At 73.3% G+C, this 7,568-nt stretch carries 9 protein-coding genes; 7 read left to right on the top strand and 2 right to left on the bottom strand.

Going from position 1 to position 7,568, the window contains the following annotated elements:
* Positions 1-77: 77 nt before the first annotated feature.
* Positions 78-896: a shikimate 5-dehydrogenase gene (locus ACSW7Y_RS14810; protein ID WP_438127008.1), complete on the bottom strand. Its 819-nt coding sequence runs from the start codon at positions 894-896 to the stop codon at positions 78-80.
* Between the two features lie 76 nt (positions 897-972).
* Here ACSW7Y_RS14810 and ACSW7Y_RS14805 point away from each other — a divergent pair, with 76 nt between their 5' ends.
* The 3 genes from ACSW7Y_RS14805 to ACSW7Y_RS14795 all read left to right on the top strand — a co-directional run bounded on the left by ACSW7Y_RS14805 (position 973) and on the right by ACSW7Y_RS14795 (position 3,637).
* The gene (locus ACSW7Y_RS14805) at positions 973-1,911 is read left to right on the top strand and encodes an NADP-dependent oxidoreductase (protein ID WP_438127007.1); all 939 of its coding nucleotides are present in this window, start codon (positions 973-975) and stop codon (positions 1,909-1,911) included.
* Positions 1,912-1,992: 81 nt separating this feature from the next.
* Entirely contained in the window at positions 1,993-2,205 is a 213-nt protein-coding gene (locus ACSW7Y_RS14800) for a PspC domain-containing protein (RefSeq protein ID WP_438127006.1), read from the top strand.
* 34 nt (positions 2,206-2,239) lie between these two features.
* The gene (locus tag ACSW7Y_RS14795; RefSeq protein WP_438127005.1) at positions 2,240-3,637 is read left to right on the top strand and encodes an L-serine ammonia-lyase; all 1,398 of its coding nucleotides are present in this window, start codon (positions 2,240-2,242) and stop codon (positions 3,635-3,637) included.
* On the opposite strand, the gene ACSW7Y_RS14790 is transcribed toward ACSW7Y_RS14795, so the two are convergent.
* Positions 3,618-3,866 carry a hypothetical protein gene (locus ACSW7Y_RS14790; RefSeq protein WP_438127004.1) on the bottom strand — a complete coding sequence of 83 codons (249 nt, stop codon included), beginning with the start codon at positions 3,864-3,866 and terminating at the stop codon, positions 3,618-3,620. The genes ACSW7Y_RS14795 and ACSW7Y_RS14790 overlap by 20 nt on opposite strands.
* Positions 3,867-3,950: 84 nt before the next feature.
* Here ACSW7Y_RS14790 and ACSW7Y_RS14785 point away from each other — a divergent pair, with 84 nt between their 5' ends.
* From ACSW7Y_RS14785 to ACSW7Y_RS14770, 4 genes are all read left to right on the top strand, one after another.
* On the top strand, positions 3,951-4,160 hold the full coding sequence (locus ACSW7Y_RS14785; RefSeq protein ID WP_438127003.1) for a hypothetical protein: 210 nt from the start codon (positions 3,951-3,953) through the stop codon (positions 4,158-4,160).
* Positions 4,161-4,199: 39 nt separating this feature from the next.
* Complete coding sequence (locus tag ACSW7Y_RS14780; protein ID WP_438127002.1) at positions 4,200-5,888, top strand: bifunctional 3'-5' exonuclease/DNA polymerase; 1,689 nt, start codon at positions 4,200-4,202, stop codon at positions 5,886-5,888.
* A 33-nt stretch (positions 5,889-5,921) separates the two neighbouring features.
* Positions 5,922-6,728, top strand: coding sequence for a phosphatase PAP2 family protein (locus ACSW7Y_RS14775; protein WP_438127001.1), 807 nt, complete (start codon positions 5,922-5,924; stop codon positions 6,726-6,728).
* Between the two features lie 10 nt (positions 6,729-6,738).
* Positions 6,739-7,568: serine/threonine-protein kinase (locus ACSW7Y_RS14770; RefSeq protein WP_438127000.1), on the top strand; the 830-nt coding region annotated here is incomplete at its 3' end.

Genomic DNA, 7,568 nt, shown 5'->3' with positions numbered 1-7,568 from the left:
CGGGGCGCGAGCAGGAGACGGCCTGGAGGCCCGGGGCGGCGCCGCCACGGGCCTCCCGTCCGGTGCGACGGGCGTCGCTACTCCGCGCGACTGAACTCGCTCGCGCGACGCACCTGGTCGTCCGTCAGGGCGACGCCCGTGTACCGCTCGAACTGCCGCGCTGCCTGGAGGGCGATGACCTCGGCGCCGGTGATGACGTGCTTGTCGGTGGCGCGGCCGGCGCGGACGAGCGGCGTCTCGGAGGGGAACGCGACGACGTCGAAGACGGTGTGCGCGCCGGCGATGCGGGCGTCCTCGAAGGCGAGGGCGTCCTGCTCGTCGCCCCGCATGCCGAGCGGCGTGACGTTCACGAGGACGTCGGCGTCACCGGCGTCGCGCTCGTCGGCGACCCGCTCGTAGCCGTACTGCGCGGCGAGGGCCGGACCGGTCTCGTCGTTGCGGGCGACGACCGTGAGGTGCTCGAACCCGGCGCCGCGGAACGCCGCCGTGACGGCCTTGGCCATGCCGCCGGAGCCGCGCAGCAGCACCCGTGACGAGCGGTCGACGTCGTGGCTCGCGAGCAGGGACGCGACGGCCTCGTAGTCGGTGTTCGACGCCGTGAGCACGCCGTCGTCGTTCACGACCGTGTTGACGGACCGGATCGCTGCGGCCGACTCCTCGATGACGTCGACGAGCGGGATGATCGCCTCCTTGAAGGGCATCGACACCGAGCAGCCGCGGATGCCGAGCGCCCGGATGCCCGCGACGGCGCCGGGGAGGTCGGTCGTCGTGAACGCCTTGTAGAGGAAGTTCAGCCCGAGTTCGTCGTACAGGAAGTTGTGGAACCGGGTGCCGATGTTGCTCGGCCGGGCCGCCAGCGACATGCACACCTGCATGTCCTTGTTGAGGATGGGCATGCCGCCAGTCTCCCATGCTGGTGCTGATGGAGCGGTCCATGTCCGCGGACGGGATGCCTGGCGTAGCGTCGACGGCATGGCAGAGCTCCCCGACACCATGCGCGCCGTCCGGTTCTCCGAGTGGGGGGACCGAACCGTCCTCCGCGTCGAGGAGGTCCCGGTCCCCGACGTCGAGGCGGGCCGGGTGCTCGTCCGGGTCCGTGCCGCCGGCGTCAACCCGGGGGAGTCCGCGATCCGCCAGGGCCTGTTCGACGGAGAAGACCCGTCGAAGCTGCCGTCGGGGCAGGGCACGGACTTCGCGGGCATCGTCGTGGCCGTCGGCGAGGGTGTGGACGGCGTCGACGAGGGCGAGGAGGTCCTCGGCTGGTCGTGGGAGCGGTCGAGCCAGGCGGAGTACGTCTCGGTGCCGGCCGGTCAGGTCGTGCAGAAGCCGCACCTGCTCTCGTGGGAGGTCGCCGGCGGGCTCGACGTCGTCGCGACCACGGCGGCCGCAGCCGTCCGTGCGGTCGATCCGCGACCGGGGGAGACCGTCGTGGTCTCCGGTGCTGCCGGTGGCGTCGGCGGCTTCGTCACGCAGCTCCTCACGAACGAGGGCATCGACGTCATCGCGATCGCGTCCGAGGCGAACCACGACTGGCTCCGTTCGAAGGGCGCTCGACCCGTGGCGTACGGCGACGGACTGCAGGAGCGGATCACGGAGCTGGCGACGAACGGCATCGACGCGCTCATCGACACGTACGGCCCCGAGTACGTGCACCTCGGCGTCGCGCTCGGGGTCCCGGTCGACCGCATCGAGACGATCATCGCGTTCGAGGCGGCCTCGGAGCTCGGGGCGAAGGCCTCGGGCAGCGCGGACACCGCGGACCCGGAGATCCTCGGGGCGCTCGCGCTGCAGGTCGCCGACGGTGCCATCGAGGTCCCGATCGCGGCGACGTACCCGCTCGATCGCGTGCAGGACGCCTACGCCGAGCTCGAGCAGCGGCACACGCGCGGCAAGATCGTCCTCGTCCCGTAGGCGCCCGGGGGACACCCCCACCCCGGGATCGTGGGTGGACCGGGTGTCCACGCATGCCGGTCGATCCGTAGCGTGGTCGGCATGAGCACCTTCCTCCGTCCCCGTTCCGGCCGCCTGCTCGCCGGGGTCTGCGCCGGCATCGCCGACCGGCTCGGCTGGTCCCGCACCCTCGTCCGCGTCGCATGGGTGGTCCTGAGCCTGTTCCCCGGCCCGCTCTGGGTCCTCTACGTCGTGCTCTGGATCCTCATGCCGGGCGAGGGATCGCAGCGCCTGCGCCGCGTCCGCCGCCGCTGACCGCCCGTCCGTCCGGACGGGCTAGTGTGGCGGCGTGCCGGTCTCCGTCTTCGATCTGTTCAGCATCGGTGTCGGCCCGTCGAGTTCCCACACCGTGGGGCCGATGCGCGCCGGAGCCGCCTTCGCCGCCGCCCTGCCCTCGTCGGGCGTCACGGGCGTCCGCGTCGACCTCTACGGCTCACTGGCCTCGACCGGCCACGGGCACGGGACGCTCGGTGCGGTCGCGGCCGGCCTGACCGGCGCCGAGCCCGAGACGGTCGACCCCGACCGGATGGCGCTCGACCTCGAGGGGCTCGAACGCACGGGTGCACTCCGGCTGGCGAACGGGACGTCGGTGCCGTTCCGGCTCGCGGACATCGTGCTCCACCCGCTGACGATGCTGCCGCGGCACCCGAACGGCATGCGGTTGCGGGCGACCGATGCCGACGGGAGCGTGCTCGCCGACGAAACGTACTACTCGATCGGCGGCGGGTTCATCACCCGAGACGGTGAGACCGACGGGGAGACCGACGCCGCCGAGGTCGCGGGTGCGGCCATCCCCGTCGACGACCACGTGCCCCACCCGTTCTCCAGCGGCGCCGAGCTCCTGGCGGAGTGCGCGCGCTCCGGCCTGCCCGTGAGCGGGATCGCGCTCGCGAACGAGGTCGCGCTCGACACCTCGGAGTCGGCCGTCCGCGAGCGGCTCCTCGCGATCCACGCCGTCATGGAGCAGTGCGTCGAACGGTCGGTGCGCCGGACCGGCACCCTCCCCGGCGGCCTCGACGTCCGTCGGCGCTCGGCGACCTGGTACGAGCAGCTCGTCCGCGACGACCCCGACCACGACCCGCTCTTCGCCATGGAGTGGGTGAACCTCGTCGCCATGGCGGTGAACGAGGAGAACGCCACCGGCGGCCGGGTCGTCACCGCCCCGACCAACGGCGCCGCGGGGATCATCCCCGCGGTCCTGTCCTACGCGCTCACGTACGTGCCGGAGATCACCGCCGACCGCCGGGACGACGCCGTGGTGCGGTTCCTGCTCACCGCCGGCGCGATCGGCTCGATCTACAAGGAGCGCGCGTCGATCTCCGGCGCCGAGGTCGGTTGCCAGGGCGAGGTGGGCTCGGCGGCGTCCATGGCGGCAGCGGGGCTCGCGGAGGTCCTCGGTGGGACGCCCGAGCAGGTCGAGAACGCGGCCGAGATCGCGATGGAGCACAACCTCGGGCTGACCTGCGACCCGATCGGCGGCCTCGTGCAGATCCCGTGCATCGAGCGGAACGCGATCGCGGCGAACAAGGCGATCAACGCCGCGCGGATGGCGCTGCGCGGCGACGGCGTCCACCATGTGTCGCTCGACCAGGTCGTCGAGACCATGCGGCAGACCGGTGCCGACATGTCGACGAAGTACAAGGAGACGGCGATGGGCGGTCTGGCGGTCAACGTCCCGCTGTGCTGACCGGCTTCCCGGCCACCCGCATCTCGAGGCGAGCCTCGACCGGGACGACCCTCGGGGCCCCGTCGGCGTCGAGCACCACGAGCGCGGTCGCACCCGGTGTCGCGAGCTCGTCGACCACCGTGCCGACCAGGCGCTCGCCGCGGTCGTCGTACCGCACGACGGCGTTCACCGGCACCTCGTCCGCGGGCACCTCGCACCACGCTCCGTGGTCGTCGATCGTCCGTTGCACCGCTCCATCATCGCCCAGATGTCCAGAAGACGCAGAATCGCCGAACCATCGTCACGTTCACCGGGCGCGCGTACCGTCTGCCGCATGACCGACCACGACGGACACCAGCCCGACCGCGACCACCTCGACGACGGCGTGGACATGTCCTTCGAGGAGCGACGGCAGGACACCCTCCGACGCATGTCCGGGTCCGACGAGCACGACGCCGACCCCCGCGTCGAGGTTTCCGAAGCGCCGGACGGCGACGTTCGGATCGACGTCGCCGACACCGCTGCGGTGCGACCGGGGGAGTGACCGGCGTCGGGGGACGGTGGTCCACGGCATGATCGTCCCGTGCACCACGTCCTCAGCCGCGCCGACGGCGGCGTCTCCGCGACGCCCCTGACCGACGCGGGGACCGCGCAGGGCGAGCCGGTCCGCTTCGCCGAGCCGGGCCTCCCGGCCTTCGTCGCGGCCCACGACGGACCGGGCGTGCGCTGGGTCTGGGACGACACCACCCGCTGGTACCCGGCGGTCCTGGCGGCCGGTGGCCGCGTCGGGCGCTGCGTCGACCTGCGGCTCGGACGTCGGGTCCTGCGGGGCGCGCTCGCCGCTCGGGGGACGGCGCTGCAGGCGTCCCCGCCCGATGCGCTCGACGCGCCACCCGCCCTGGAGGCACGGGTCACCCAACCGACGCAGGCCCGGCTCTTCGACGATGCGCTCTTCGCCGCACCGGTGCCGGACGACGCGCTGGACCCGGTCGCCGAGTTCCGCGCGCAGCTCGACGCGGTCGCGTCGTCGAGCGCGCCGGGTGCGCTGCGGCTGCTCCTCACGGCGGAGTCCGCGGGTGCGCTCGTCGCGGCGGAGATGCTGCACGCCGGGCTCCCGTGGCGCGTCGACGTCCACGAACGGCTGCTCGAGCAGGAGCTCGGGCCGCGGGTGCCGTACGGCGTCCGGCCGCGTCGGCTCGAGGAGATCGCCGCCGTGATCCGGGAGCGCCTCGACGACCCCGGCCTGAACCCCGACTCACCTGCCGACGTCCTCCGGGCGCTGCGCCGCGCAGGGCTGGCCGTCACCAGCACCCGCAAGTGGGAGCTCCGCGAACTCGAGCACCCGGTGATCGAGCCGCTCCTCGAGTACAAGCGGCTCGCGCGGCTCCTGACGGCCAACGGGTGGACCTGGCTCGACGACTGGGTCCGCGACGGCCGGTTCCACCCGAAGTACGTCGTCGGCGGCGTCGTGACCGGACGGTGGGCCGCGGACGGCGGCGGGGCGATGCAGCTCCCGAAGGGCATCCGGAGCGCCGTGGTCGCCGACGACGGGTGGAAGCTCGTCGTGGCCGACGCCGCCCAACTGGAACCGCGGGTGCTCGCGGCGATGGCGGGGGACCGGGCGATGGCCGCGGCGGGCGACGGACGCGACCTGTACGACGGCGTCGTGGCCTCCGGCGCGGTCGAGACCCGGCAGCAGGCCAAGGGCGCGATGCTCGGCGCGATGTACGGCGCGACCCAGGGTGAGGGCGGACGGCTCGTGCCCCGGCTCGCCAGGGCGTTCCCGCAGGCACTGGCACTCGTCGAGCGAGCCGCCCGAGCGGGGGAACGCGGCGAACCCGTCACGACGCTGCTCGGTCGGACGTCACCCGTGCCGGAGCCGTCCTGGTTCGAGGCGCGCAACCAGGCGTACTCCGTCGAGGGCACCCCCGCCATGCAACGCGCCGTGGAGTCGCGTGCGCGGAGCTGGGGGCGCTTCACCCGGAACTTCGTCGTGCAGGGCACCGCCGCCGAGTGGGCGCTCGCGTGGATGGGCTCGCTGCGCACGCGCATCGCCGGTCGCTTCCCGGGGTCCGTGACGGCCGGTCCGCACCTGGTGTTCTTCGTGCACGACGAGCTCGTGGTGCACGCGCCCGCCGAGCAGGCCGAGTGGGTCGCGGAGCAGGTGCGCGCGGCGGCGGGTGACGCCGGGCGGCTGCTCTTCCGGGACTTCCCGGTGACGTTCCCGCTGAGCGTGGCGGTCGTCGACTCCTACGCGGACGCGAAGGACTGACCGCTCACACCGTCGGTCGGGCAGGGTGGGTCGATGGACCAGACCCACGCGGAGGCGCCGGACGAGCACGTCGGTGACGTCGACCTCACCCGCTGGCGGACCCGGGCGGGCCGGACGGTCGCCGAGGCCTGGGCCACGCTCGGACACCGGTACGGAGCGCTCCCCGTCCTCGTGCTCACGCTGTCGATCGGCATCGCTGTGGCCGTCACCGCGACCTGGGCGGCGTCCGAGGTCTACGACGCCGTCCGTGCCGGGGACGACGTCGCCGTGCTCGACCGGCCGGTGCTCGACTGGGTGCTCACGCTCCGGTCACCCACGGCGGACACCCTCGTCACGTGGTGGACCGACGTCGCGGGCACCATCGGCATGCCCATCGTCGCGGTCGGCTTCCTGATCGGCTTCACGATCCAGCGCCGGGCGTGGACGCCGCTGGTCCTGCTCGTCGCCGCGAGCGGTGGATCGCTGCTCATGACCGTCGCGGGCAAGAACCTGATCGGCCGTGCCCGCCCTCCGTTGGCCGACGCGGTGCCCCCGTACGAGCACTCCGCGTCGTTCCCGTCCGGGCACACCCTCAACGCCACGGTGGTGGTCGGGACCATCGTCTACCTGCTCGTCCTCCGGCAGTCCCGGCTGGTCGTGCGGGTGTGGACGATCGCCGTGGGGACGGCCTTCGTGCTGTCGATCGGGGCGTCGCGGGTGTTCCTCGGTCACCACTGGCTCACCGACGTGCTGGCGGCGTGGGCGCTCGGGCTGGCGTGGCTCGCGATCGTCGTCACGGCGCACCGGTTGTACCTGACGGCGCTCCGACGCGGTGCGCGGCCCGTCAGGTCACCCCGGTAGGTTGCCGGACATGGAGGAACGGGTATTCGGCGGCAGGTACCGCGTCACGGGCACGCTCGGGCACGGTGGCATGGCGTCGGTCTACCGGGCGGTCGACGAGATGCTCGGACGCGAGGTGGCGGTCAAGGTGTTCCGCATCGGACCCGTGGACCACGGCGAACGTGCCCGTGCCGAGGCCGAGATCCAGGTCCTCGCGTCGCTCCGCAGTCCGGCGCTCGTCACGCTCTACGACGCCGCCCTCGACGACGTCGACGGTGACTCCTACCTGATCATGGAACTCGTGCCGGGCAGCGACCTCGCGACGCGGCTCCGAGAGGGACCGCTCGACACCGTGACGAGCGCGCGGGTCGGGGCGCAGATCGCCGAGGGCCTGGCCGCGGCGCACGCGCAGGGCGTCGTCCACCGCGACGTGAAGCCCGCGAACGTCCTGCTCGAGTCGGACGGCACGCACGTCAAGCTCGCCGACTTCGGCATCGCCCTGCTCCGCGACTCGGCCAGGGTCACCGGGACCGGCACGGTGATGGGCACCGCCGCCTACATCGCGCCGGAGCAGGTGATGGGGCAGCCGATCACGGGCAAGGCCGACGTGTACGCGCTGGGCCTGGTACTCCTCGAGACCCTCAGCGGCAAGCGGCCGTTCCCGGGCAGCGCGGTCGAGTCCGCGACCGCCCGGCTGGCCCGCAGCCCCGAGATCGACCAGCACCTCCCCACGGCTTGGCGCACGCTCCTCCACGTGCTCACGGCGACCGATCCGGACGAGCGCCCCACCGCGGCGGAGGCCGCCGAGCGGCTCCGGGCCCTCGGACGCGACGACGTGGCGCCGGCGACGCAGCTGCTGCC

This window comes from Curtobacterium flaccumfaciens (genome assembly GCF_051548005.1).
GTDB lineage: Bacteria > Actinomycetota > Actinomycetes > Actinomycetales > Microbacteriaceae > Curtobacterium.
Note: the sequence above shows the minus strand (reverse complement) of the source record. Positions and strands in the feature narration are given on the sequence as shown.

Excerpts from the sequence above, each read along its gene's own strand:
- ACSW7Y_RS14810 (WP_438127008.1), bottom strand. The coding sequence starts at position 896 with ATGCCCATCCTCAACAAGGACATGCAGGTGTGCATGTCGCTGGCGGCC.
- ACSW7Y_RS14805 (WP_438127007.1), top strand. The coding sequence starts at position 973 with ATGGCAGAGCTCCCCGACACCATGCGCGCCGTCCGGTTCTCCGAGTGG.
- ACSW7Y_RS14800 (WP_438127006.1), top strand. The coding sequence starts at position 1,993 with ATGAGCACCTTCCTCCGTCCCCGTTCCGGCCGCCTGCTCGCCGGGGTC.
- ACSW7Y_RS14785 (WP_438127003.1), top strand. The coding sequence starts at position 3,951 with ATGACCGACCACGACGGACACCAGCCCGACCGCGACCACCTCGACGAC.
- ACSW7Y_RS14775 (WP_438127001.1), top strand. The coding sequence starts at position 5,922 with ATGGACCAGACCCACGCGGAGGCGCCGGACGAGCACGTCGGTGACGTC.